At 29.8% G+C, this 23,855-nt stretch carries 23 protein-coding genes and 1 tRNA gene; 17 read left to right on the top strand and 7 right to left on the bottom strand.

Going from position 1 to position 23,855, the window contains the following annotated elements:
* Nucleotides 1-359: 359 nt before the first annotated feature.
* Nucleotides 360-2,123 (bottom strand): ABC transporter ATP-binding protein, encoded by a 1,764-nt coding sequence (locus ETU10_RS02420; RefSeq protein WP_146309604.1) that lies wholly within the window; start codon nt 2,121-2,123, stop codon nt 360-362.
* Between the two features lie 240 nt (nt 2,124-2,363).
* Between ETU10_RS02420 and ETU10_RS02415 the strand changes: the two genes are divergently transcribed.
* The 4 genes from ETU10_RS02415 to ETU10_RS02400 all read left to right on the top strand — a co-directional run bounded on the left by ETU10_RS02415 (nt 2,364) and on the right by ETU10_RS02400 (nt 5,422).
* Nucleotides 2,364-2,642 (top strand): co-chaperone GroES, encoded by a 279-nt coding sequence (locus tag ETU10_RS02415; RefSeq protein WP_146261580.1) that lies wholly within the window; start codon nt 2,364-2,366, stop codon nt 2,640-2,642.
* 48 nt (nt 2,643-2,690) lie between these two features.
* Nucleotides 2,691-4,322: a chaperonin GroEL gene (gene groL, locus ETU10_RS02410; RefSeq protein ID WP_146261579.1), complete on the top strand. Its 1,632-nt coding sequence runs from the start codon at nt 2,691-2,693 to the stop codon at nt 4,320-4,322.
* Nucleotides 4,323-4,406: 84 nt separating this feature from the next.
* Nucleotides 4,407-4,877 carry an RDD family protein gene (locus ETU10_RS02405; RefSeq protein ID WP_146261578.1) on the top strand — a complete coding sequence of 157 codons (471 nt, stop codon included), beginning with the start codon at nt 4,407-4,409 and terminating at the stop codon, nt 4,875-4,877.
* Nucleotides 4,878-4,891: 14 nt separating this feature from the next.
* Nucleotides 4,892-5,422: an RDD family protein gene (locus ETU10_RS02400; protein WP_146309602.1), complete on the top strand. Its 531-nt coding sequence runs from the start codon at nt 4,892-4,894 to the stop codon at nt 5,420-5,422.
* Here the strand turns inward: ETU10_RS02400 and ETU10_RS02395 are convergent.
* Nucleotides 5,414-6,460, bottom strand: a complete 1,047-nt coding sequence (locus tag ETU10_RS02395; RefSeq protein WP_146309599.1) for an HmuY family protein — start codon at nt 6,458-6,460, stop codon at nt 5,414-5,416. The two genes, ETU10_RS02400 and ETU10_RS02395, sit on opposite strands and share 9 nt — an antisense overlap.
* A gap of 10 nt (nt 6,461-6,470) precedes the next feature.
* Nucleotides 6,471-8,645, bottom strand: a complete 2,175-nt coding sequence (locus tag ETU10_RS02390) for a TonB-dependent receptor plug domain-containing protein (protein WP_146309597.1) — start codon at nt 8,643-8,645, stop codon at nt 6,471-6,473.
* Nucleotides 8,646-8,977: 332 nt separating this feature from the next.
* Here ETU10_RS02390 and sufC point away from each other — a divergent pair, with 332 nt between their 5' ends.
* The 4 genes from sufC (at nt 8,978) to ETU10_RS02370 (ending at nt 13,064) form a co-directional block, all read left to right on the top strand.
* Nucleotides 8,978-9,712, top strand: coding sequence for a Fe-S cluster assembly ATPase SufC (sufC, locus tag ETU10_RS02385; protein WP_146261574.1), 735 nt, complete (start codon nt 8,978-8,980; stop codon nt 9,710-9,712).
* A gap of 38 nt (nt 9,713-9,750) precedes the next feature.
* A complete protein-coding gene (sufD, locus tag ETU10_RS02380) occupies nt 9,751-11,013 on the top strand; it encodes a Fe-S cluster assembly protein SufD (RefSeq protein WP_146309595.1) in 1,263 nt (420 codons plus the stop codon).
* Between the two features lie 92 nt (nt 11,014-11,105).
* Nucleotides 11,106-11,864, top strand: coding sequence for a peroxide stress protein YaaA (gene yaaA / locus ETU10_RS02375; protein WP_146309593.1), 759 nt, complete (start codon nt 11,106-11,108; stop codon nt 11,862-11,864).
* 45 nt (nt 11,865-11,909) lie between these two features.
* On the top strand, nt 11,910-13,064 hold the full coding sequence (locus tag ETU10_RS02370; protein WP_146309591.1) for a glycosyltransferase family 4 protein: 1,155 nt from the start codon (nt 11,910-11,912) through the stop codon (nt 13,062-13,064).
* A gap of 1 nt (nt 13,065) precedes the next feature.
* Here ETU10_RS02370 and ETU10_RS02365 read toward each other — a convergent pair whose 3' ends face one another.
* Nucleotides 13,066-13,605 carry an RNA polymerase sigma factor gene (locus ETU10_RS02365; RefSeq protein ID WP_146309589.1) on the bottom strand — a complete coding sequence of 180 codons (540 nt, stop codon included), beginning with the start codon at nt 13,603-13,605 and terminating at the stop codon, nt 13,066-13,068.
* A gap of 140 nt (nt 13,606-13,745) precedes the next feature.
* Here ETU10_RS02365 and ETU10_RS02360 point away from each other — a divergent pair, with 140 nt between their 5' ends.
* Complete coding sequence (locus ETU10_RS02360; RefSeq protein ID WP_146261568.1) at nt 13,746-14,297, top strand: HdeD family acid-resistance protein; 552 nt, start codon at nt 13,746-13,748, stop codon at nt 14,295-14,297.
* A 79-nt stretch (nt 14,298-14,376) separates the two neighbouring features.
* On the opposite strand, the gene ETU10_RS02355 is transcribed toward ETU10_RS02360, so the two are convergent.
* The 3 genes from ETU10_RS02355 to ETU10_RS02345 all read right to left on the bottom strand — a co-directional run bounded on the left by ETU10_RS02355 (nt 14,377) and on the right by ETU10_RS02345 (nt 16,962).
* Nucleotides 14,377-15,399, bottom strand: coding sequence for an aliphatic amidase (locus tag ETU10_RS02355; protein ID WP_146261567.1), 1,023 nt, complete (start codon nt 15,397-15,399; stop codon nt 14,377-14,379).
* A 266-nt stretch (nt 15,400-15,665) separates the two neighbouring features.
* On the bottom strand, nt 15,666-16,202 hold the full coding sequence (locus tag ETU10_RS02350; RefSeq protein ID WP_146309587.1) for a threonine/serine exporter family protein: 537 nt from the start codon (nt 16,200-16,202) through the stop codon (nt 15,666-15,668).
* Nucleotides 16,189-16,962: a threonine/serine exporter family protein gene (locus ETU10_RS02345; RefSeq protein WP_146309585.1), complete on the bottom strand. Its 774-nt coding sequence runs from the start codon at nt 16,960-16,962 to the stop codon at nt 16,189-16,191. The genes ETU10_RS02350 and ETU10_RS02345 overlap by 14 nt, the downstream gene beginning before the upstream one ends.
* Nucleotides 16,963-17,112: 150 nt before the next feature.
* On the opposite strand from ETU10_RS02345, the gene ETU10_RS02340 reads away from it, so the two are divergent.
* The 8 genes from ETU10_RS02340 to ETU10_RS02305 all read left to right on the top strand — a co-directional run bounded on the left by ETU10_RS02340 (nt 17,113) and on the right by ETU10_RS02305 (nt 23,832).
* Nucleotides 17,113-17,682, top strand: a complete 570-nt coding sequence (locus ETU10_RS02340; RefSeq protein ID WP_146309583.1) for a DUF4136 domain-containing protein — start codon at nt 17,113-17,115, stop codon at nt 17,680-17,682.
* 152 nt (nt 17,683-17,834) lie between these two features.
* Nucleotides 17,835-19,184 carry a sugar porter family MFS transporter gene (locus tag ETU10_RS02335; RefSeq protein ID WP_146309581.1) on the top strand — a complete coding sequence of 450 codons (1,350 nt, stop codon included), beginning with the start codon at nt 17,835-17,837 and terminating at the stop codon, nt 19,182-19,184.
* A gap of 6 nt (nt 19,185-19,190) precedes the next feature.
* Nucleotides 19,191-20,201: a LacI family DNA-binding transcriptional regulator gene (locus tag ETU10_RS02330; protein ID WP_146309579.1), complete on the top strand. Its 1,011-nt coding sequence runs from the start codon at nt 19,191-19,193 to the stop codon at nt 20,199-20,201.
* Nucleotides 20,202-20,216: 15 nt separating this feature from the next.
* Nucleotides 20,217-21,128: a carbohydrate kinase family protein gene (locus tag ETU10_RS02325; RefSeq protein WP_146309578.1), complete on the top strand. Its 912-nt coding sequence runs from the start codon at nt 20,217-20,219 to the stop codon at nt 21,126-21,128.
* Nucleotides 21,129-21,319: 191 nt separating this feature from the next.
* Entirely contained in the window at nt 21,320-22,237 is a 918-nt protein-coding gene (locus tag ETU10_RS02320; protein ID WP_146309577.1) for a dimethylarginine dimethylaminohydrolase family protein, read from the top strand.
* On the top strand, nt 22,234-23,202 hold the full coding sequence (ctlX, locus tag ETU10_RS02315; protein ID WP_146309576.1) for a citrulline utilization hydrolase CtlX: 969 nt from the start codon (nt 22,234-22,236) through the stop codon (nt 23,200-23,202). Before ETU10_RS02320 ends, ctlX begins: the two co-directional genes overlap by 4 nt.
* Before the next feature lie 51 nt (nt 23,203-23,253).
* Nucleotides 23,254-23,327: transfer RNA gene (locus ETU10_RS02310), tRNA-Met, on the top strand.
* An 82-nt stretch (nt 23,328-23,409) separates the two neighbouring features.
* A complete protein-coding gene (locus tag ETU10_RS02305) occupies nt 23,410-23,832 on the top strand; it encodes a Fur family transcriptional regulator (protein WP_146309575.1) in 423 nt (140 codons plus the stop codon).
* The last annotated feature ends 23 nt before the right edge of the window (nt 23,833-23,855 follow it).

The raw sequence follows: 23,855 nt of genomic DNA, 5'->3' as shown, positions 1-23,855 counted from the left end.
ATTATATAAATTTTAAGGATATCAATAGAATTGTTGATAGCGATAAGTTTAAATTTTTATTGTTATAATACCTAGTAAAACTTACTATTATAATTTCTAAGAAAAAATTAAATGTTACTAAGAAATTCTTGTGTATAATACATGTGTAGGATAGGTTAATGTAGGGTTCTAAAATTTTAAATAATACAAGAAAATTTATACTTCTTAATTTTTTATGAGTGTTTCTAATGCTTAAAAATTTTTTGAAACCTATACTTATTATTAGGAAAAAGTGAAATAACTTTGTACATTGTTTTATTGGCTTTATTGAGTAATGGTACAGAAAACGGTAAGTTCTTACTTCAAATAACATTTAAACATTACTTTTTAGAAAACTGAGCTTCATAAAGTTTTCTATAATGTCCATCTTTATCCATTAGTTCATTATGGGAGCCTATTTCTTTGATTTGTCCATGGTCTAAAACTAAAATTTTATCAGCGTTATGGATCGTGCTCAAACGATGTGCAATAATAATTGAAGTTCTATTTTGAGTGATCTGTTCAGTAGCTACTTGTATCAACTCCTCGGATTTAGAATCTATAGAAGAGGTTGCTTCATCCAATACAAGTATAGAAGGGTTGTATACATAAGCCCGAAGAAATGAAATCAATTGTCTTTGACCTTGTGAAATGGAAGAACCTCTCTCGCTTACTTCATAGAAATAGCTGTTAGGCAGACTCATAATAAAATCATCAATTTGTATTTTTTTTGCGGCTTCACGTATCTGCTCATACGTAATTTTTGGATTTCCTAAGGTTATATTTTGGAATATTGTTTGGTTAAAAAGGAATACATCTTGTAGTACAACCGCAATATGTGAACGAAGATTATTTAGTTCATAGTCTTGTAGGTTTATACCGTCAATATATATATGTCCGCTTGAAATATCATAGAATCGACTTAACAAATTTATAATTGTAGATTTACCTGCTCCGGTAGCTCCAACAATAGCTATTTTTTCTCCGGGTTGAACACTAAAAGATAAATTTTTTAAAATAGGTTGATCTTCAGTATATGAAAAGTTTACTCGATCAAAAACAATACTCCCTTGAAGGTGATCTTTCTTTGTAGTTCCAGTATTAGGCATTTCTTCCTTGGAATCTAATATGGTAAATACTCTTTCAGCACCTACAATTCCTCTTTGTATAGAATTGAATCGGTCCGCAATTTGTCTCATAGGACGAACAAGCATATTGATATAAGAAGTGGTAAAAGCAATGACTATTCCTGGAGAAATCCCTTGCTGAGACAAGGCTTCATGTCCTGAAAACCAGATCATCACTCCTATAGCAATCCCAGTGATAATATCTACAACAGGAAAAAAAAGTGAAAAATAAAATACTGTTTTTAAATATGCTTTTTCTAATTCTTGATTGATTTTAAAGAAATTCTTGTACTCTTTACTTCTCTGATTGAAGACCTGAACTATCATCATTCCTGAGAGGCGTTCTTGTAAAAAGCTATTCTGAATTGATGTTTGGGTACGTTCTTGTGAGAAAGCTTTCTTAATCGCTTTTTGGAATATTCTTGTAATCAATATCATAATCGGAAAAATGAATAACGCAACTGTTGCTAATTTCCAATTAATACTGTACATCATAATAATAACAAAGACAATCCGTAGAATATCTCCTAAAACCATTAGGATCCCGTCCGTGTAAATGGTTGAAATGGTTTCAATATCAGAGATTACACGAGTCACTAATGCCCCCAAAGGAGTTTGATCGAAGAAAGCTGTTTTAAAGTAAATTAATTTTTTATAAAGCTTTATTCTTAAATTATATATTACATTTTGTGCTAAAAAGCTTGAGATGTAAGACAATAAAAATTGAAGGCTTACTTCTAAAACTAACAACATAAATATATAAAGCAATGAAAGGTAAAGTCCAGAGAAATTTTTATCTTGTAATATATCTATATCTATAGCTTTGCTAATGAGTACTGGTCGATACGAAGAAATAAATGCAAGAAACAAAGCGGTTAATATGGTGGAATAAAACCATAAGGTATGCTTTCTGCCTAGTTTCAATAAACGTGTAATCGCTCCTTTTGATTGTATGAACTTTTCCTGGTCTCTTTTCATATTGAAGTTGCAAAATTAGCATATTATAATTATAAATATTTAATAAGATTTATCTATTTATAATAGATAAAGTTTTATTGCTTTATACATAAATAGATTATGAGAGTGACGGATTGTCAGAAACAGGTATATTTTGACATAAATTATTTATTGGCATATTTTTAGAAAGCTATAAGGTACATCGCCCATAAGGGTGAAATAAAATAGTAACAAAAATAAATATTAAAAAAATTAAAGAATATGTCACAATTATCAATTAAACCATTAGCGGATCGTGTAGTTATTGAGCCTGCAGTTGCAGAAACAAAAACAGCATCAGGGATTATTATTCCAGACAGTGCTAAAGAGAAGCCACAAGAGGGAATAGTGGTTGCCGCTGGTGCAGGTAAAAAAGATGAACCTTTAACGGTTAAAGTAGGAGATAAGGTGTTATATGGAAAGTACTCTGGTACTGAATTAAAATTAGAAGGGAAGGATTATCTAATTATGAGAGAGTCTGATATTTTAGCAATTATTTAATTAATCCAATCAAGTAAATATTTAAAAGTAATTTAAAAAAGAAAAATCATGGCAAAAGATATAAAATTTAATTTAGAATCAAGAGATGCTCTTAAAAAAGGAGTAGATGCATTGGCTAATGCTGTTAAAGTAACTTTAGGTCCAAAAGGTAGAAATGTAGTTATTCAAAAATCTTTTGGTGCACCGCATGTAACTAAAGATGGGGTTACTGTAGCAAAAGAAGTTGAATTAGAAGATCCTGTTGAAAATTTAGGAGCTCAAATGGTGAAAGAAGTAGCTTCTAAAACCAATGACATTGCAGGAGACGGTACCACAACAGCTACTGTTCTTGCGCAAGCAATTGTAAGAGAAGGATTAAAAAATGTGGCTGCTGGAGCTAATCCTATGGATTTAAAGAGAGGTATTGATAAAGCTGTTGATGCAGTAGTTGAAGAGTTAAAAAAACAATCTCAGGTTGTAGGTTCAGATTCTGAAAAAATTAAACAAGTAGCATCTATTTCTGCTAACAACGATGAAACTATCGGTTCATTGATAGCTGAAGCTTTTGGCAAAGTGGGTAAAGAAGGAGTTATTACCGTAGAGGAAGCTAAAGGAACAGATACTTATGTAGATGTTGTGGAAGGTATGCAATTTGATAGAGGATACCAATCTCCTTACTTCGTTACGAATACTGAAAAAATGATTACAGATTTAGAAAATCCTTACATATTACTATGTGATAAAAAAATCTCTAGCATGAAGGATTTGTTACCTGTATTGGAGCCAGTTGCACAGCAAGGTAAATCTTTATTAATTATTTCTGAGGAAGTAGATGGCGAAGCTTTAGCTACCTTAGTAGTAAATAAATTACGTGGTTCTTTAAAAATTGCTGCAGTAAAAGCTCCGGGATTTGGAGATAGAAGAAAAGCAATGTTAGAAGATATAGCAATTTTAACCGGAGGTACTGTAATTTCTGAAGAAGCTGGTTTAACTTTAGAAGGAGCAACGGTTGAAATGTTAGGTACTGCTGAGAAAGTTACTATTGATAAAGACAATACTACCATTGTGAATGGTGCAGGAAGCGAAGAGAACATTAAATTAAGAGTTCAACAAATTAAAGCTCAGATTGAAAATACAACTTCTGACTATGACAAAGAAAAATTACAAGAAAGATTAGCTAAATTAGCTGGTGGTGTAGCTGTACTTTATGTAGGTGCTGCTTCTGAAGTAGAAATGAAAGAGAAAAAAGACCGTGTGGATGATGCCTTACATGCAACTCGTGCAGCTGTAGAAGAAGGTATTGTTTCAGGAGGAGGTGTAGCTTTGGTCAGAGCTATTGATGGAGCTTCTAAAGTTAAAGGTATTAATCAAGATGAAGAAACCGGTATTAAAATAGTTACTCGTGCTATTGAAGAACCACTTCGTCAGATTGTTGCAAATGCTGGAGGGGAAGGTTCTGTGGTTGTGAACAAAGTAAAAGAAGGAAAAGATGATTTTGGTTACAATGCTAAAACGGAACAATATGAAAACATGTTAAGTGCTGGAATTATTGATCCTACAAAAGTAACCCGTGTTGCTTTAGAAAATGCAGCTTCTGTGGCTGGTATGTTGTTAACTACAGAATGCGTAATTACAGACATAAAAAAAGATGAACCTGCAGGAATGCCACCAATGGGAGGAGGAATGCCAGGAATGATGTAATAAAAAATAAACAATTAAATATTTAAAACTGCTAAGATTTCTTAGCAGTTTTTTTATTTTTGTAAAAACTAATAATAACATTCTATGAAAAATCAACAAATAGTTGCTAATCATCTAGCACCTAGAACTCTTAGGTTTCTAAGTTATGCCATTGATATTATTGTATTCTATATCTTGATATTTTCTACAGGTATTCTATCACCAATTTTAAATGCAAGGGGTTGGATTTACTTATTAGGTTCTAATCCTTTAATTGATAGATTATTTGCAATGGTTTTATTTGTCATTTATTTCTTTTTGTTAGAAAGTTTACTGAAAGGTAAAACCATTGGGAAATTAATAACTGGAACTAGGGTAGTTACAGAGGAAGGAGAAAAACCAAGTATAATAACTTCTTTAAAGAGGAATTTAATACGAATCGTTCCTTTTGATACTTTATCTTTTTTTGGAGAAATTGGATGGCACGATCGATGGTCTAAAACCCGAGTAGTTAAAGCGAAAAATTTCGATAGAGAATTCTACGATCAGACATCTATTGACGATTTGGGTAAATAATTCTTAAAACTTTTATGGATAAATTTGAAATTATAAAAAAGAATAAGGCTCCTATAGATTTAAGATTTGCGAATTATTTAATTGATAATTTTATTTTTCAATTATTATATATTTTTATTGGAGTTTTAATTTTCATTAAAGATGAAATGTATATGAATTCCATATTCTATAATAATGAAATCGTAATTGGTTTTTATTATGTATTATATATGTTTCTTTTAGAGGTACTATTTAAAGGAAGAAGTTTAGGTAAATTTATTACCCGAAAAAAAGTGATTACTTTGCATGGAGGGGTACCAACAAAAAGACAATATCTTGCAAGAAGTTTAATAAGAATTATACCTTTTGAACCTTTCTCTTTTTTTAGAGAAGTTGGTGGATTTCATGATCTATGGACCAATACCCGTGTAGTTAAAGCCCAATCATTTGATCAAGATATAGAATATTTCATTTCCATTGATAGCATTGGAGAAAAAAACACCAAAGAGATTCTTTATAAAAGAATCTCTTTGGTGTTAAGAGAGAATTACGAACAACTAATTTAAAACATCATATTCAAATTGAGGATAACCTCTTAAATTTTCACTATTCGTAAGTTTTAAGAATCGTATTTTATATAAGGTTCCTAAATGATCTTTAAGAATATAGAACCGATCGGTATAGGTTTTAGCTCCTCCAAATGTGTTCCTCCAATTGGCTCCGATCACTCGTTGGTCATCGTAGATAAATTTAGATGGATCTACGTTTACTTTGGTAAAGGCTTCATAGTTTATTTCTGATGTTAAAACTTGATAAGCACCTACATGATCCATGGTATTTGTTATTATAAAATCTGAATATATGTAAGTACCACTACCTTTAATTTCATTTACAAAAACAGTAAAACATAAATCCCAATTATTTTTAGTGGGTTGTATAGAAACAGGTCCACTGTCCAGACTTAAAAAATTGAAATTATATGCAGTATCTTTATTTACAATATATTCCTTAAAGGTTGTATCAGAAATATTGGCATATTGTATTCGATAACCGTTAGTACCATTTCTTAGTATACGTATTTTTTTCCAGCCCCTGGAATCTCCTGAAATTTTTAAATCCGTGCTATTCCCTGTATACATATAGTTCCCCATATTTATTAAATATACCTTATTATCCTTGTCATTGGCACTTATTTCATCTATAGCCGTACGTTCAAGATAATTACCTTTTACATCATCCACATATTGTATGTTATTTGGTTGAAAAGTGGCAACGGCAACCAATGGTTTCATGGAAGCTACATCAGCTTCTGTCACTGCATTAATATCGGTCGTCTCCAATTTGCCTGCTGCCATTGATATAGAGGTATTAAGAATGACACGGAATTCCTTCCCACTGTAAAAACCAAAATCCCAGGCAATTCTTGGAGTAACAGTCATTTTTTGCAGATCTAAATCTATCCATACCTGATTAGGTTCTGTAGTGCCTCCAACCCAAGGATCTAGTATAGCTCCGGTAGGTTGAGGGATGTCTATGGGTGAATTGTTCTCGTTACAGCCAATGAGTATAAAGAAAGTAATATATAATAGAAAAATATTTTTCATAATAATAATATTATAGATTTAAATTGAATCCTAGTTTTACAAAATAGGATCTTCCATAGAATAGATTTATGGAAGAAATATTGCTATTCCCATGAGCATTGGAAGCATTAGAGTTGATACTATTGGTATTAATTGTTTTTACATTAAAAAGGTTTCGTGCACCAACCGTTAGTTCTACATTTCTTTTCAAAATATATTTTCGAACGGATGCATCTAATAAATGATAATCCTCTTGTTTTCCTAAATAATATGAATTAGTGTTAGCATCTAAAAAATATTGAGATTGTTGTCCTGTATATTTATAATATAAAGATAGAGTAGTGTCCCACTTTTTTATGCTATAACTAATATTAGAGTTTAACTGAAAAGTATATAGATACTTATTATCAGGAGTAGATATTATAGTACCATTAATGTTGTTATCCATTTTTTGATAGACTCCGAATAGAGATAAACCTAAATGAAAATCAAAATTCTCATATCTCAGATTATTTCCTGATTGAATTCCCCAGCTCTGGTATTTATCAATGTTCATATATTTATATTCAAGAGGTAAGGAACTAACGGTTGCTAGTGCTATTTTATCGTTTAGATGTAGATACATAGAACTCACCTCAAATTTAGCTCTAAGACCAGAATTTGTATTAATTTTTGTGTCCCAATAGATAGCCGTGGAATATCCTTTTTCAGGTGTTAGATTGGGATTTCCTTGTATGTTATGATTGGTATTTACATAATAAGTATACAATTCATCAAAATTAGGAGTTCTGCTACTGGTAGCAATTTCTCCACGGATGGTAGAATTTTTTGATAAATTATATTTTGCAAGAAAAGAATAAGAGTATAAATTTTCAAATTTTGTATTAAAACTAGCCCGAAAGCCACCGCGTAAAGATAGATTCTGACTAACTTTAAGTTCTCCGGAGGTAAATGCATCATAGTTATTTAAATGCTTTTTTACATCCTCATTATAGCCTGAAATATTTATACTCTGAACGGAAGTAGAAGTTGCTGCACGGTAACCTTCCATAATATTAAATTCATAGCCTATCTGAAAATTAAAGATTGAATTAGTGATAAAATCATTAAAAGTACCTCGGGTATACCAAGCCTTAGTTTTTGAATAACTTTGATAATTCTCTTTTTTTCCAAATATTTCTCTATTACCGATATTGTAAATATAATCTCTAGATTCCCTGTTCTGCTTTTGGTAAGATAAATCTCCTTTAAAATTTATTTGATTAAATATTCGTGCATTTACAAATAGATGATTGATGAATCGAGTGGTTTTATAATCTTTCTCTGTAGCGGAATAAGTATATAATCCATTTTCTTGAAGAGGAGCATATCTCGTAGTAGGGCTATAATAATTAATTAGCTCATTTAAATATTCCAATTTGTAAAAAGCACTAAAGTTATTGGATTTATAATTAATCAAAGCACTCGTATTCCATTGGTCTTTTGGCAACCATTCATACCCTCTTTTATTATCATTTTCATAATATTTTTTCCCCTTCATATCACCAAAATAGCCTTTAAAGTCATTTCTATACATATTCATTGAAAACATCCAATGATCAGAAATATTATGAGCTAAATCTATGGCTTGTATATGTCGTCCTTTATTTTTTAAATTATATTCAGTGCCAACCGATTCTTCCTGTACATATCCGGAAATTTTCCAATCGGAGAGTACCTTTTTCTTAGTTATAATATTGATTACTCCGGTAAAAGAATTAGAACCATAGTCTACCCCCATACTTCCTTTTACAATCTCTATACGTTCCACATTATCCAAATTAATCTTAGTTAAATCAACACTTCCCCCCATACCATGATCACTAACCAAAGGTATATTATCAACAAGAACTTTAAAATATTGATTGTCCAGTCCAAAAAGCGTTGCTTCAGAATCTCCGGTTTTAGAATTAGAAGAAGTTGAAAAATTTAAATGATAGTTTAAAATATCGGCAATTGTATTTGCTGCTCTATTTTTTATTTCTTCTTGAGAAATTACCTCCACCTGATAAATAGATTTATCTATAGATTGTTGAGAATACTGTCCAGTAACCACAACTGTTTCCATATTAGTAGAGTCTATATATAAACTATCTGTTATTTGAGAATAATAAAAAGTGAAAAAAAGCATGGATAAAAACAGTGTAAGTAAAGTTTTACTTCTCATATAACATAAATAATTTTTACAAATATAATGTTATTTATAATTAATCTAAATAATATTCAGAGCTTTTATATATAGATATTATTTTAGCAGTACATTAATGTACTGTTAAAATAATTTAATAAGCAGATTGTATAAATATAAAATTGGATAACTTATCTCTATGAAACATTGGAATTGCCTACGAATTAGAAAATGGAGAAATTATTTACATTCCTGAAACTGATTAATGGTATCTGATTTAAAAATAAATAAAATCTATGGAGGATTATTTTTAGCTTGCTTAAAGATCTTATCTTTGTAAAAAGAATAAAATTAAAGAAATATTACATAGAATGTTATCAATAAAAAATTTACACGCAGGAATTGAAGGAAAAGAAATATTGAAAGGTATTAACCTAGAAATAAAAGCTGGAGAAGTGCATGCGATTATGGGACCTAATGGAGGTGGGAAAAGTACTCTATCTAATGTTATTACTGGAAGAGAAGATTATGAAGTAACTGGTGGATCTATTCTTTTTGAAGGTAAAGAATTATTAGATTTAGCTCCAGAAGAAAGAGCAAACGATGGAATATTTATGTCCTTTCAATATCCGGTTGAAATTCCAGGTGTAAGTGTATCAAATTTTTTAAAAGCTTCAATTAATGCAAATAGAAAAGCTAAGGGTTTAGAAGATATTTCTGCTAGAGAATTTTTAGATAAAGTAAAAGAAAAATCCGAATTACTAGAAATAAAAAAAGATTTTCTTTCACGATCTTTAAACGAAGGTTTTTCTGGAGGAGAAAAAAAAAGAAATGAGATTTTCCAAATGGCAATGTTAGAACCTAAGTTAGCCATCTTAGACGAAACAGATTCTGGGTTAGATATTGATGCTTTAAGAATAGTATCTAACGGGGTTAATAAATTAAAAAGTAAAGATAATGCTGTGTTAGTAATTACTCACTACCAAAGATTATTAGATTATATTATTCCTGATTTTGTGCATGTATTAATGGATGGTAAAATAGTAAAATCAGGGACCAAAGAGTTAGCGTTAGAATTAGAAGAAAAAGGGTACGACTGGATTTAATTATCTAAAAAACTTTTCTTAAACGTTAAATAATTGCAATGAATATTTTGAATAACACAGAAATAAAAAATAAAGCTAGTCTGGCACAAGCCGAATTAAAAAATTTAAAATTTCCTTCAAAAAAAGAAGAGGATTGGAAATATACCAAAATTTCTCCTTTAAATCCTGAATTATATGTTCAAGCGGAAAAGCATGAGGTAGATCAAGAAATTATAAATAGAAATAAAATAGAGGGATTAGATTCCTTTAAAATTGTTTATATTGACGGGGTTTTTGTTCCTGAATTTTCCAACTATCCTAAAGATAAATTTATAGTTTTACCATTTTCAGAAGCTTTACAAAATGAGTTTTATACAAATGTTATTGAAGATAAGTACGGTAAACTTGTACCTAATGAATATTTTTCCGTTTTAAATACTGCTAATGTAAAAGAAGGCACCTTTATTTATATGCCTAAAAACACGGTAGAAGAACGACCCGTAGAAATTTTATATATAAACACAGAACAAAATAAGAAAGCTTCTCAATATTTAAGGAATCTTTTTGTGGTTGACGATAACTCACAAATTCTAATTACTACAAAAATTCAAACCTTTTCAAACTTAGATTTTTTAACCAACCTAGTTACAGAAGTTTTTGTAGGTAAGAATTCAAATTTTAGCTTGTATAAAATTCAAAACGATTCCTATACTACTCATCTATTAGATTCAACTTATATAGAACAAGAAAGAGATAGTCAGGCATCTATTTATACATTTTCTCTAGGAGGGAAAGTAACAAGGAATGAATTAATTTTTGATCAAAGAGGAGAAAATATAAATTCTATTTTAAAGGGTATTAGTTTAATAGGAGAGGGTCAAGAAGTAGGTAATCACACTTTAGTCAATCATAATCAACCCAATTGTGAAAGTCATGAGCTTTATAGAGGAATTTATGCGGAAAATGCACATGGTATTTTTAATGGAAAAATTAAAGTGGATCAAATTGCCCAAAAAACGAATGCTTTCCAGCAAAATAATAATATATTATTATCTAATAAAGCGAGTATAGATACTAAACCTCAATTAGAAATTTTTGCAGATGATGTAAAATGTTCACATGGATGTACAGTTGGACAACTGGACAACGATGCGCTTTTTTATATGAAACAAAGAGGAATCCATGATAATGAGGCTAAAGCATTGCTAATGTTTGCTTTTTGTGCAGATGTTATGGAAACGGTTGCGATACCTCAATTGAAAGATACAGTAAATAAAATTGTTGCTAAAAAGTTACATGTTGATATTGATTTTGATTTTTAATTGATTTATAAGTATATATAAATAAAAAAGTTGGAGTTTTTTACTCCAACTTTTTTTTATAAATTTATCTATTATTCTATAAAAAGAAAATAATGAAAATATTACTTTCTCCAGCAAAAATGATGAGCGTAGATGCTTCTTCGCAGTGGACGAAAAGATCCCAACCCAACTTCTTGGATAAGACTATAGAATTGCAAAACAATCTAAAAGAGTTTAGTCCTTCAGATTTAGAAAATTTATTAGATATTTCACCTAAATTATCAAAAGAAAATTGGGAAAGGAATCAAGAATGGAAAGAGAATCCAACTAAAGATGAGAGTTTACAAGCTATTTTAGCTTTTAAAGGAGAAGTATATAGAGGTTTACAAGCAGAGACACTGAATGAAAAAGCACTTGAATATTTACAGAATAATTTATTAATAATTTCAGGGTTATACGGTTTACTGCATCCATCTGATGAAATAATGCAGTATCGGTTGGAGATGGGGAAGAAATTAAAATCGAAAAAAGCGAACAATTTATATATGTTTTGGAAAGAAATACTAACAAGCTATCTTTCCAAACTATTAAAGAAAGATGAACCCATATTAAATTTAGCAAGTAAAGAATATTTTAAAGTATTTGATACAAAGAAACTTCAAAATCCTATTATAGAGGTTGATTTTAAGGACTACAAAAACGGATCTTTAAAAAGTATCATGATGTATTTTAAAAATGCCAGAGGAAAAATGACTCGTTGGTGTGCAGAAAATAACATTCAAGATATAAATAAATTAAAAGTCTACAATGAAGATGGTTATGAGTACTCTGAGGATTTATCCAAAGAAAACAATCTTGTTTTTATTAGATAATAACCTATAAAGGATTAAACTAATTTGGTTTCAAGAGCATATTAAATGTCAAATGTAAAGATAAAAGTTGGTTTTTTGTCCAGAGAAGATCCTTGTGATAAAAAGGCTTGGTCAGGAACAATTTATCAATTATATAAAAACATACAAACGATACAAAATGTTGAAGTTTTATGGATCCCTATAAAAAGAAAAATAATTTATGAAAAATTAATGAAAATATTTATGGGGATTTTATCAAGAATTTTTTTTAAAAAAAAATCTGAACATTTAATATTTTATTCTAAAATTTTAGCAAAAGATATAAATCATCATTTATTAGATGATATTGATATCGTATTTGCCCCATCAGGATCTGTAAATATAGCATATTTAAAAATCAAAAAGCCTATTATTTATTTAACAGATTCAACCTTTCATCTTCTTTATAACTATTATCCAATTTTCAGTAATTTCTTTTCATTTAATGTTAAACAAGGCAATGTTATAGAAAAAAAAGCGGCAGATAATTCCACTACGATAATAGTATCCTCAGATTGGGCAAAAAACTCTTTTATTAATGACTATAAAATACCTGAAAAAAAAATAAAAGTAATTGAATTTGGAGCAAATATTGATAATATAAAAGTAAATCCAAAATTTAATTTTCAGAAGACGGGGCAATTAAATCTTCTATTTTTAGGAGTTGATTGGGAGAGAAAAGGGGGAAAAATAGCAGTCGAATGCCTTAGCTATTTAAATGGGAACAATATAAAGTCTATATTACAAGTGGTAGGTGTTGATCCACCAATGAAGTATAAAAATGATAATAACATAAAATCCTACGGTTTTCTAAATAAAAACTTGGATAAAGATTATAATTTACTCAAGGAGATTATTTATAATTCAGATCTCCTAATTTTACCAACTAAGGCGGAATGCTCAGCTATAGTATTTTCAGAAGCCTCAGCGTATGGTTTACCAATACTTACCTATGATACTGGAGGAATTCCGAATTATGTTATTAATGGTCAAAATGGTTACAGATTAAACCTAAAGTGTGGGGGGAAAGAATTTGCTGAAAAAATATTAGAAATCATTCATTTAAAGGAGCTAAATAAATTAAGAGAAGGATCTTTTGCTATCTATAAACAAAAATTAAATTGGGAGTGTTGGAAAACTAAATTTATGAATGTAATAAATGAAATAACAGAAAGTAAATAATTTACAAGTTTTCATCTTTCATTTCAAATAATAATTTTTTTGCTCTCATAAGACTTACTTTTACATTGGCTAATGTAAGTCCTGTGTCATTGACTATTTCATTCAATTTTTTTTCATCTAAATATCTGAGCTGAATTAAAATACTGTATTTCTCAGGAAGTTTGTTCAACATCTTTTGTACAGTTTCAACATTTTGTTTGTAGATAAAAAGCTGTTCAGGAGAGGGATCACTGTCTTTAATATCATGATAGTTATCTGTAGAAAAATTAGATAGGATTTTGTTATTTTTTCGTAAAAAATCAATACAAGTATTATGTGCAATTGAAAGAATCCAAGTTTTAAAATCAAAATCAATATTATATAAATTTAACTTTTGTAAAACTTTTGTAAATGTTTCAATGGTAAGTTCTTCCGCATTATTTTCATCCTTAACAAGAGAATAAATGTATCTTTTTACGTCATCCCAAAAAAGATTGACTAAACGACTTTGGGCTTGTTGTTTAGATGTTTTTGCTTTTTCAATTAGATCGTATAATTCCAAATTTCACCAATTTTTGACTTATAATATTATCAATAATAGTACCCAAAGGTAGATGATTTTAAGTATTTCTTAATTTAATAATATTAAATAATAATTTTTCACTGGCATTATTTTTGGAATGATATAAAAAAATATAAATTATGAATACATTTGTAGAACCTAGAAAATCAATAACTAATCATTGGTGGGTTTTATTGCTTTTAGGAATAATATTTTTATTAGGAGGAATTATAGTATTGTCAAAACCAGCTCCTACGCTGATTTTTATAAGTACATTTTTTGCAATATCTTTTTTACTTACAGGGATTTTTGAAATATTCTTTTCACTCTCTAATACTAAAAATAGTTCATGGGGATGGTATTTGGCAGGTGGAATATTTGATTTATTAATAGGGATAGTACTTTTAAGGTCAAGTATAATAACTCGTTTAGATATATTAGCTTTTTTTATAGGTTTTTGGATACTTTTTAAGGGTGTATCTTTAACAGGTTATTCTTTAGATATTAAAAAACTAGGATCAAATAACTGGGGGTGGTTATTATTTTTTGGAATACTTGAAATTATTTTTTCACTTATTATTTTAGTAGTCCCTTCTATAGGTTTAGCAACTCTATTGGTTTGGATTAGTGTTTCAATCATTTTCATTGGAATATATTATATCTTTTTATCATTAACTTTAAAATCAATATAAGAAAAAAATTAATATTTTAAAATAAATTAAAAGCTACCAAATGGTAGCTTTTAATGTTTTAAGTACTAAATTTAATTTATTATTCAAAAGGTATTCCATCTATCGGAGCACTTTTCACGCCTGGTTTACTGCGAGTCATATCCTCCACACGTTTCTGAACAGCTTCAGGGTTATTTATCCAATCTTGATAGAATGAATATTGACATTTAGGTTCACCAAAACGTTCTTCACCAGAGTTGATGGTTCCTGTATAGCCTCTGTGTAATAGTTTATAAAGGTGATTTTCAGATTGATCATTGGCTCTGGAATCACGGATTTCTGAAACAGATAATTGCGCATATTGTATACCCATTTCTTCTGTTTCACATTCACCTAGGGTTCTACCATCAAAACCAATAATAGAGCTATGTCCGAAATAGGTGTAAACACCATCGAAACCAGTTGCATTAGCAACGGCTACATATACATTGTTGCACCATGCCATGCATTGTGCAATATTAACCTCAGCGCGTTTAGCTGGGTACATGTAACCTTGGCTTCTGATAATAAGTTCAGCACCTTTCATCGCACAATCTCTCCAGATTTCAGGGTAGTTTCCATCATCACAAATAATTAAACTAATTTTCATTCCTTTAGGCCCTTCGCTAACATAGGTTTGATTTCCTGGATACCATCCTTCAATAGGAGTCCATGGCATCATTTTTCTATATTTTTGAACAATCTCCCCCTTGTTATTTATTAATATAAGCGTATTGTATGGAACTTTTTTAGGGTGTTCTTCATGACGTTCGCCGGTTAAAGAAAATACTCCCCAAACGTTATTGTCTTTACAAGCCTTGGAAAAAATTTCAGTTTCAAAACCAGGAACTGTTGTTGCATTGTTCATCATTTCATCACGATCATACATGATTCCATGTGTGCTATACTCAGGGAAAACAATAATGTCTAATCCTGGTATTCCTTGTTTTACTCCTGCAATAAATTGGGAGATAAATTCACAATTTTGTTTAATTTCTTCCTTGTCGTGTAATCTAGGCATTTTATAATTAACTACTGCGATACCTACTGTGTCTGGACTTGATGAAATGTCTCCGTGTCTCATGATATTATTTTTTAGTGATTTTGTTTATTTAATACAACCATGATGCCAATTTATAATTAAAATAATTTTACATTTTGTTAAAATATGTTTAATAAAAGTATAAAATATTTTATTGATTAACAATATTTTATGAAATAAATGTTTTTTAAAATAAAATTAATGTGTATTTTATAATTAGTTTAAAAAAAAATAAACGTGGGCCAGTTTTTGTATTGCTATCTGTTTCTAATCCATAGATAAGAGTAAATAGAATACTAACCATTACACTATTTTTTACTTTTAGCCAATAAAGAATGCAATGTAGTTTTCTTTACAGATCTAGCTTTAAAAATTAAAATAGGGAATACCACCCCAAACGCTAATGAGAGTAAAGTGAATCCAGTTTTTATCCCCTTATCTAGCATTCCCATTAAAAAATTAATTTGCAAAACTTCTCCTTCTTTCAGTGTAATAGCTTGAATTAAAGAAACCATAAATTCATAACCTGATTTTCCAGGGATAATATTTATGATCGCTGGAATTGTAAATACAATAGGAGGAGTGTGTACTTTATGCGCACAGTATATACCTAATATACCAACTAAACAGGCGGACATAAAACTTGCAAATACAATCTGATTTTCCCAAATATATAAAAGAAAGGTTCTGCAACTAAAACCTAACCCTCCTAGAATTGCAACCACCCACATCGATCTTTTAGGTGTTGTGAAAAGCACAGCAAATCCTATGGAAACCCACATCGACCAAAAAATTTTTTCAGATGTAGATATATCTAAATTTGTAAATAAACTAATTAAATCCATAACCAAAAATAAATAATGATAAAAATAAACCTATTGCGATAGAAAGTATAAGCATAGTGCCCAAAATTCCCCTTGCAATGCCTTGGGAAATATATCCTTCTAAAATGTCTATAAATGAGTTAATAAGGGGAACTCCTGGGATTAAAAAAAGTACGCAGGAAGCTAGCGCACTGTTTAAACTGTCATTAAAAATTAAGCGAAAAGCACAGATGATAGAGACTGCGGCAAAGGAGGAAGCGCTAAATACAATGAATATATTAAATCCTTTTTTAGTTAATAGTATTCTTGTTAACAGCCCTATAACAGTAGCAAAAAAGCAGAAAATAAATTCCAACCATGAACCTCCTAATATTCGGCATAATCCTGCTCCCGCAAGTCCAACAAAAATACAGATATAAATTTTAGAATATTGTTTGATTTCTTTTATTTCTCGTAAACTTTTTTCAATATCATGCACATTTAAATTTTCATCAACCACTCGCCAAGAAAGTAGGCTTATTTCTGAGATTATATCAAAATTCACACTTATGTGAGGAATGGAACGAACAATGGTGTGAGACTCATTCCCTTTAATATCAGAAACAGTTAAGATAACACTTGAGAGAGAAAAGAAAAAATCAGTTTTAAAACCCAATTGGTTTGATATTCTTAGAGTGTTTTTTAAAGTCCTAGAGGTATTTGCTCCATTCATAATTAGAGTAATCGCTAGGTCAGAAAGCAATAAACTTACAGACTTTATATGATTGGGAGAATCTGGCATAAAAATGGAACTAATGTTACACAAAAATAGTGAACAACAATTAATACTCTGTAAACAAATGCTTTATATATGACATCAATCAGTAAATTAGAAATTAGCTATAAAAAGCTTTCATCAATTATTAATATATTTGTAAATTAAAAAAGACACATGAAAAAATATATCATCCCATTTTTAATGTTTATATTGTTAACTTCCTGTCAAACTCAAAATGGAGCAATAGATTATGATACCCAGTATAATTTTTCTAAAATAAAAACTTACGATTATTACATAGATAACGTGGTTCAGTCTAATTCTATAGACAGTGCCAGCATCATGAAAAATTTGAATTATGTATTAGAAACTAAAGGTTTAACTAGAAACACTCAAAATCCAGATGTCTATATAGCATTGCAAGTTAGCAAGAGAGATGAAACTCAAGTAAGTAATGTCGTGAATTTAGGTGTTGGAGGGGGAGGTACCTGGTTTGGTTTAGGAACCAACATAGGTATCCCTATCAGAAATAAGGTAACTGCATACTTTATACAAGTCTCCATGGATGATGCAAATACGAATAATTTAATTTGGACAGGACAAACCATTGAAAACCTTCCCTACGGATCAAAACCAGAAACAAAATCTAGATTTTTTAAATCGTCAATAGAATCTTTATTTAAAAAATTTCCTCCAAAAGTAAGGAAGACGAAAAAGCAGATGAAAAAGAATTATTATAATTAATAAAATCAATTCAAGTATAAAAAGGCAACTATATAGTTGCCTTTTTACTTTAAAAACCATAGATGATAAATAACATATGGAAAAAATCCTACACAATTATCGTTTAAACGATTAAATTTTTTATTTTTGAAAAACCGCAAAAATCAAAATTTATGAGTCAAGGGAATAACAAATATTTGTATTGGATAACATTCGTAGCAGTAAATGGAGGCTTACTATTTGGTCTTAATATGGCAGGTATTGCCGGAGCTAACGAATTAATAAAAAAAGATTTTAATCTCAGCGATAGTGGTTTAGGTACTATTGCTAGTTTCTTGATGTTAGGCTGTCTAATTGGAGCATTATTTACAGGGAAATTTACAGATACCTATGGTAGAAGAAAAGTAATGATCGGTACAGCCCTACTTTTTATCATTTCATCTCTAGGGTGTGCATTTTCTACAGGTTTTTATAGTTTAACCTTTTTTAGAGTTCTTTCTGGATTTGCCGTTGGAGCTACCTCAGTAGTAGGACCCATGTATATTGCAGAAATATCTCCGGCAAAAAAAAGAGGTACTTTAGTTTCTTTTAATCAATTTGCAATAACAATAGGTATTTTCTTAGCCTATGTATTTGATTATTTTTTAATTAATTTAGGAGACAATAGCTGGAGATATATGCTAGCTATCCCTGCATTATTTGGAGTAATTTATTTTATATATTTATTAGGTAACTTTCCTGAAAGTCCCCGTTGGTTATTAGCAAATAACTACAAAGACAAGGCTATTAAAATTTTAAGAAAGACTAGTGAGAGTAGTGATTTAGAGAACGAATTAAGAGAAATTGAAGAATCCATTAAGCAAGAGACATCTAAAGAGAAGATTAAGTTTAGTGAATTGTTTAAGGGTAAGACAGGTAAAGTAGTATTGATAGGAACCTTAATTGCCGCTTTTCAACAAATTACAGGAATTAATGCAGTTTTAGTTTTTGCTCCGGATATCTTTAAATCAGCAGGAGTTGGGGCAGATCAAGCACTATTACAATCGATGATTGTAGGATTAGTAAATGTTTTAATGACTATAGTAGCACTTAAATTGGTAGATAGTAAAGGGAGAAAAACACTTCTTTTGTGGGGTGCATTAGGGATGACCGCATGTTTAGCATATCTAACCTATGCTTTTTCTAAAGAAGAAAAAAGTGCAATTGCAGTTTTGCTTGCTTTGTTAGGATATATCTCCTTTTTTGCAGCTTCCTTTGCTCCTGTAATGTGGGTAATTATATCTGAAATTTATTCCAATAGAATTAAAGGAGTAGCCATGTCTTTTTCAACGGCAGTAAGTTGGGGATGTACATTTTTAACTGTATACTTTACACCTATCATAAGGCAGAATTTTGGTAATAGCTTTCTATTTGCAATTTTTGGTTTTTTCTCAATAGTAGCCTATATATTTGTTAAATTCTATATACCTGAGACCAAAGGTAAATCATTAGAACAAATAGAAAAAGAGCTAGGATTAAAATAATCTATCATGAAAAAAGCATCTATTAAGGATGTAGCTTTAAAAGCAGAGGTTTCAACAGCTTTGGTGTCCTATGTAATGAATAATAAACACATAAATAGGATAAGTAAAGAAACTGCGGAAAGAGTTAGACAAGCAGCTAAAGAACTTAACTATAGACCTAATAAAATAGCTCAAAGTCTTAAATCTAATAAAACTAATACCATAGCTTTATTAGTTGCAGATATATCTAACCCATTTGCCTCTCAAATTGCTAGAATTATTGAAGATGAAACTAGTAAAAGAGGATATGCAGTATTAATTGGCAGTTCAGATGAAAACCCTGAAAAGTTGCAACAATTAATAGAAGTTTTTTTAAATAGACAAGTAGATGGATTTATTATTATACCAGTTATAAATTCTGAGAATTCAATAAAAGAACTTATTAAAACCAAAATACCTGTGGTATTAATTGATCGATATTTTAATGATGTACAAGTTCCAGTAATAACCACGAATAATTATGGAATCTCTTATCAATCCATCGAGTATTTAATTAAGACAGGAAAAAAAAATATAGGAATATTAGTTTACGATGTTGAATTGGCACATCTAAAAGAAAGAATTAAAGGATATAGAAGAGCTTTAGAGGATCGCGGATTACCCTTTAGGGATGAGAATATAAAGTTTATTAATGAAAAAAACATTCAAGCTGAAGTTGAAAAAGCAATGGATGAATTACTTAAGAATAATAATAATTCGATAGATGCAATTTTTTTTACAACTAATAAGCTCGCTATAGCAGGTTTAAAAAATATTGTAAAAAGAGATATAAAAATCCCTCAAGAAATAGCAATTCTTACTTTTGATGAATCAGAAGCATTTGAAGTATTTAATCCGCCATTAACCTATATAAAACAACCCTTGCAGGAGATATCCAAAGAGTCAGTAGAAATATTAATGCAAATCATAGAAAATAAAAATCTTAATCATAAACCAAGAGTTTTCAATTCTAAATTAATGATTAGACAATCAACGTAAAAGAAATTACAATTTATGGAAAGAGAAATAGATACAAGACCCATTGTTAGCTTTGGGGAGATACTATGGGATATATTTGAATCCGGAAAAAAAATAGGAGGAGCTCCTTTTAATGTAGCTTATCATATTAATAAAATGGGAGCTACGGGTAAAATGATTAGTTGTGTTGGTAAAGATGAACTAGGGGCTGAGTTGTTAGGAAAAGTAAAAGAAGCAAATATATCAACAGATTATTGCCAAGTTACACAAGAACAAGAAACAGGAACAGTTTTAGCTGAAATTGACGAGAACAATGAAGCTCATTATACAATTAAAGAGCCGGTTGCTTGGGACTTCATTCAGTGGGAGGATAGTTATAAAGAATTATTAAGAAACTCTCAAGCTTTAGTGTTTGGTAGTTTAGGCTCAAGAAATTCAACTTCTAAGGAAACACTTCATAAATTAATAGAGATTGCACCTTATAAGGTTTTTGATGTAAACTTGCGCCCGCCATTCATATTCCAAGATAATATCTTAAAACTTTTAGAAAAATCAGATTTAGTAAAAATGAATAAATCTGAGTTGAGACAAGTTTTACAATGGTTAGGCGAAGAATATACTTCAGAAGAATCAGCAATAAAATACATTAGAAATCACTTTAATTTAGATGGATTAATTGTTACTAAAGGAAGTAAAGGAGCTGTTTATTGCGATCATAAAGAATACTTATTTTTAAAAGCTGTGGAAGTTGAAATCAAAGACACCGTAGGTAGTGGAGACTCTTTTTTAGCAGGATTCCTATCTAAAAGAGCCAAAGGAGCAACGGTAGAAGAAGCCATGAAGGAAGCCGTTTACTTAGGAGCTTTTATAACGAACCATCAAGGAGCTTGTCCAGAATATAGTATGGAAGAATTTGAGAAATTCAAACAAGATAGAGAGATAGGCTAATTGTAATAAATAATATATCAGAAAAATTTAAAACAATATTTTAAATTCATCATTAAGCCCTGTAATTAGTACAGGGCTTAGTTATATTAAACAATACATTTAAATGAAAAATCTTTTGTGTTCAAATTCATTGAATAAAACAAATAGCAGAATATAATTTTCAATTAACTTTGAAACGTAATTTCACATTTATGCAACTTAATATAACGAATGAAACTTCATTGTTACAAACAGTAGTAATAGGTCAGCCTTATTCTATAGGTAAGCAACCGAAATTAGACGAAGCATACGATGCTAAATCTTACCAAAGCATAAAAGATAAGATTTATCCTAGTGAAAGTAAAATTGTTAATGAAATGCTATGCTTGGAAAAAATTTTAAAAAAATACGGAGTTGAGGTCTTACAGCCTAAAATATTAAAAGAATATAATCAAGTATTTGCAAGAGATGTAGCCTTTGTTATCGATGATAAAATTATAATTTCCAATATGATTGCAGACCGAGAAGAAGAACAAGAAGCCTACGAAGAAATTTTTAAATCGATAAATTTTAAAAACATTTACAATTTACCTAAAAAAGCTAATGTAGAAGGAGGAGATATAGTCCTAACTGATGAGGTTGTTTTTTGTGGGGTTTATAAAGGTTCTGATTTTTTCCAGATTAAAACCGCCAGAACAAATGCATACGCTATTGAATACCTCAAAGAATTATATCCAAATAAAATTTTTAAAGAATTACAACTAAAAAAAAATGATAAAGATCCCAGAAAAGGCGTTCTTCATTTAGATTGCACCTTTATGCCTATAGGGAAAAATAAAGCAATTTTATATAAAGAAAGTTTTGCTAATGAAGAAGATTACCATTTTTTAGTTGATTATTTTGGAATTGAAAATATTTTTGAATTAACAGAAGATGAAGTATTCCATATAAACAGTAATGTTTTTTCCATATCCCCGGAAGTAGTAATTTCAGAAGAGAAATTTATACGTTTAAATCAATTTTTAGAAAATGAATGGAACTTTAAAGTTGAAAAAATTCCATACTACGAAATATCTAAAATGGGAGGATTATTAAGATGTTCCACATTGCCATTAATTAGAAAAAAATGAAAGAAAATATAATTGCAGATACCGTTTTGATGATTGAGCCCATTGCATTTGGTTTCAATAAACAAACAGCAATGGATAACCTTTTTCAAGAAAATGATTCAGTTTCTCCAAAAATAATCCAAGAGCATGCAAGTAAAGAATTTAATTGCATGGTAAACGAACTCATTAAATCAGGAATAGAAGTAATTCAAATTAAGGATACTCATGAGCCACATACGCCAGATTCCATATTTCCTAATAACTGGGTAAGTTTCCATTCTGATGGTACTGTTGTATTGTATCCTATGTATGCTGAAAATAGAAGAGATGAAAGAAGAGAAGATATTTTGAAATCCATTGAAAATAAAGGATTCTATATCAATCAAATTATTGATTATACTCAAGCAGAGAAAGAAAACTTATATTTGGAAGGTACGGGAAGTATGGTTCTTGATAGAGAAAATAAAATTGCTTATGCCTCCCTATCCGAGAGAACCAATGAATTTATATTTCTAGAATTTTGTGAAGAAATGGGTTATACTCCTATTACCTTCCATGCACTTCAAGAAATTGGAGACAAAAAATTCCCTATTTATCATACCAACGTAATGATGGGGGTATGTAAAGGCTTTTGCTTAATTTGTTTAGAAACCATACATAATGAAGAAGAAAAACGAAAAGTGGTTAATTCTTTAAAATCAACAGGAAAAGAAATTATTCCAATATCGATCCATCAGATGAAACAATTTTTAGGGAATCATTTACAATTAAAATCTAAAATTGATGGAACTAGATATTTAGTAGTATCTCAAACTGCATATCAATCAATTACCCAAGAACAGTTAAAAAAAATAAAAAATTATACTGAAATTATAGTCTGTAATATTCCAACTATTGAAAAATATGGAGGGGGTGGCGTTCGTTGTATGTTGGCAGAAATATTTTTACCTAAAGCTATAGATAAAGATTGTAAGTTTTTTGCTTAAAATAATTTTGGAGATTCATAAAATCTCCGTTATATTTGCACCTCTAAATATGGCGAGGTAGCTCAGCTGGTTAGAGCACTGGATTCATAACCCAGAGGTCGGCAGTTCAAGTCTGCTCCTCGCTACTTTTTAAGCTTAATTGGTATAACATACTAGTTAAGCTTTTTTATTTATTGCAAAACATAAATAAAATTGTAATTTCAGCATATGGATAAGGTAAAAATAGAAGATAAGCTTAATTATAAAAATGTGAAACCCACCAATATGCGAATTTTGGTTTATAATTTTTTAAAAAATAAAAAAGTAGCCTTATCTCTAACTGAAATTGAAAATTACTTTGAATATGCAGATCGTATTACCATTTATAGAACCCTAAAGACCTTTGAAGAAAAAGGACTAGTACATAGTATACAAGAAAACAATACTTCTAAATATATTCTGTGTAAAGAAGATTGTGACGAACAACTTCACAACGATTGGCACCTACATTTAAGTTGTAAAATATGTGGAGAGACAACTTGTAGAGAAGAAGTTGTAATTCCTGAAATTTTAAATGTAAAGTTTAGAATTGAAGAAATTAATTTCTCAGCGAAGGGAATCTGCGAAAGGTGCTTACAAGAATTGCAATAGTATTGCATAGGATCTTCATATAC

It is taken from the genome of Apibacter muscae, from assembly GCF_007845595.1.
Classification (GTDB): domain Bacteria; phylum Bacteroidota; class Bacteroidia; order Flavobacteriales; family Weeksellaceae; genus Apibacter; species Apibacter muscae.
This window is presented reverse-complemented; position numbering and strand designations above follow the sequence as displayed.

Excerpts from the sequence above, each read along its gene's own strand:
- ETU10_RS02350 (WP_146309587.1), bottom strand. The coding sequence starts at position 16,202 with ATGGATTTAATTAGTTTATTTACAAATTTAGATATATCTACATCTGAA.
- ETU10_RS02400 (WP_146309602.1), top strand. The coding sequence starts at position 4,892 with ATGGATAAATTTGAAATTATAAAAAAGAATAAGGCTCCTATAGATTTA.
- ETU10_RS02360 (WP_146261568.1), top strand. The coding sequence starts at position 13,746 with ATGAATACATTTGTAGAACCTAGAAAATCAATAACTAATCATTGGTGG.
- ETU10_RS02395 (WP_146309599.1), bottom strand. The coding sequence starts at position 6,460 with ATGAAAAATATTTTTCTATTATATATTACTTTCTTTATACTCATTGGC.
- ETU10_RS02390 (WP_146309597.1), bottom strand. The coding sequence starts at position 8,645 with ATGAGAAGTAAAACTTTACTTACACTGTTTTTATCCATGCTTTTTTTC.
- ETU10_RS02320 (WP_146309577.1), top strand. The coding sequence starts at position 21,320 with ATGCAACTTAATATAACGAATGAAACTTCATTGTTACAAACAGTAGTA.
- sufD (WP_146309595.1), top strand. The coding sequence starts at position 9,751 with ATGAATATTTTGAATAACACAGAAATAAAAAATAAAGCTAGTCTGGCA.
- ETU10_RS02420 (WP_146309604.1), bottom strand. The coding sequence starts at position 2,123 with ATGAAAAGAGACCAGGAAAAGTTCATACAATCAAAAGGAGCGATTACA.
- ETU10_RS02335 (WP_146309581.1), top strand. The coding sequence starts at position 17,835 with ATGAGTCAAGGGAATAACAAATATTTGTATTGGATAACATTCGTAGCA.
- ETU10_RS02415 (WP_146261580.1), top strand. The coding sequence starts at position 2,364 with ATGTCACAATTATCAATTAAACCATTAGCGGATCGTGTAGTTATTGAG.
- ETU10_RS02355 (WP_146261567.1), bottom strand. The coding sequence starts at position 15,399 with ATGAGACACGGAGACATTTCATCAAGTCCAGACACAGTAGGTATCGCA.
- sufC (WP_146261574.1), top strand. The coding sequence starts at position 8,978 with ATGTTATCAATAAAAAATTTACACGCAGGAATTGAAGGAAAAGAAATA.
- groL (WP_146261579.1), top strand. The coding sequence starts at position 2,691 with ATGGCAAAAGATATAAAATTTAATTTAGAATCAAGAGATGCTCTTAAA.
- ETU10_RS02305 (WP_146309575.1), top strand. The coding sequence starts at position 23,410 with ATGGATAAGGTAAAAATAGAAGATAAGCTTAATTATAAAAATGTGAAA.
- ETU10_RS02405 (WP_146261578.1), top strand. The coding sequence starts at position 4,407 with ATGAAAAATCAACAAATAGTTGCTAATCATCTAGCACCTAGAACTCTT.
- ETU10_RS02370 (WP_146309591.1), top strand. The coding sequence starts at position 11,910 with ATGTCAAATGTAAAGATAAAAGTTGGTTTTTTGTCCAGAGAAGATCCT.
- ETU10_RS02345 (WP_146309585.1), bottom strand. The coding sequence starts at position 16,962 with ATGCCAGATTCTCCCAATCATATAAAGTCTGTAAGTTTATTGCTTTCT.
- yaaA (WP_146309593.1), top strand. The coding sequence starts at position 11,106 with ATGAAAATATTACTTTCTCCAGCAAAAATGATGAGCGTAGATGCTTCT.
- ETU10_RS02330 (WP_146309579.1), top strand. The coding sequence starts at position 19,191 with ATGAAAAAAGCATCTATTAAGGATGTAGCTTTAAAAGCAGAGGTTTCA.
- ctlX (WP_146309576.1), top strand. The coding sequence starts at position 22,234 with ATGAAAGAAAATATAATTGCAGATACCGTTTTGATGATTGAGCCCATT.
- ETU10_RS02340 (WP_146309583.1), top strand. The coding sequence starts at position 17,113 with ATGAAAAAATATATCATCCCATTTTTAATGTTTATATTGTTAACTTCC.
- ETU10_RS02325 (WP_146309578.1), top strand. The coding sequence starts at position 20,217 with ATGGAAAGAGAAATAGATACAAGACCCATTGTTAGCTTTGGGGAGATA.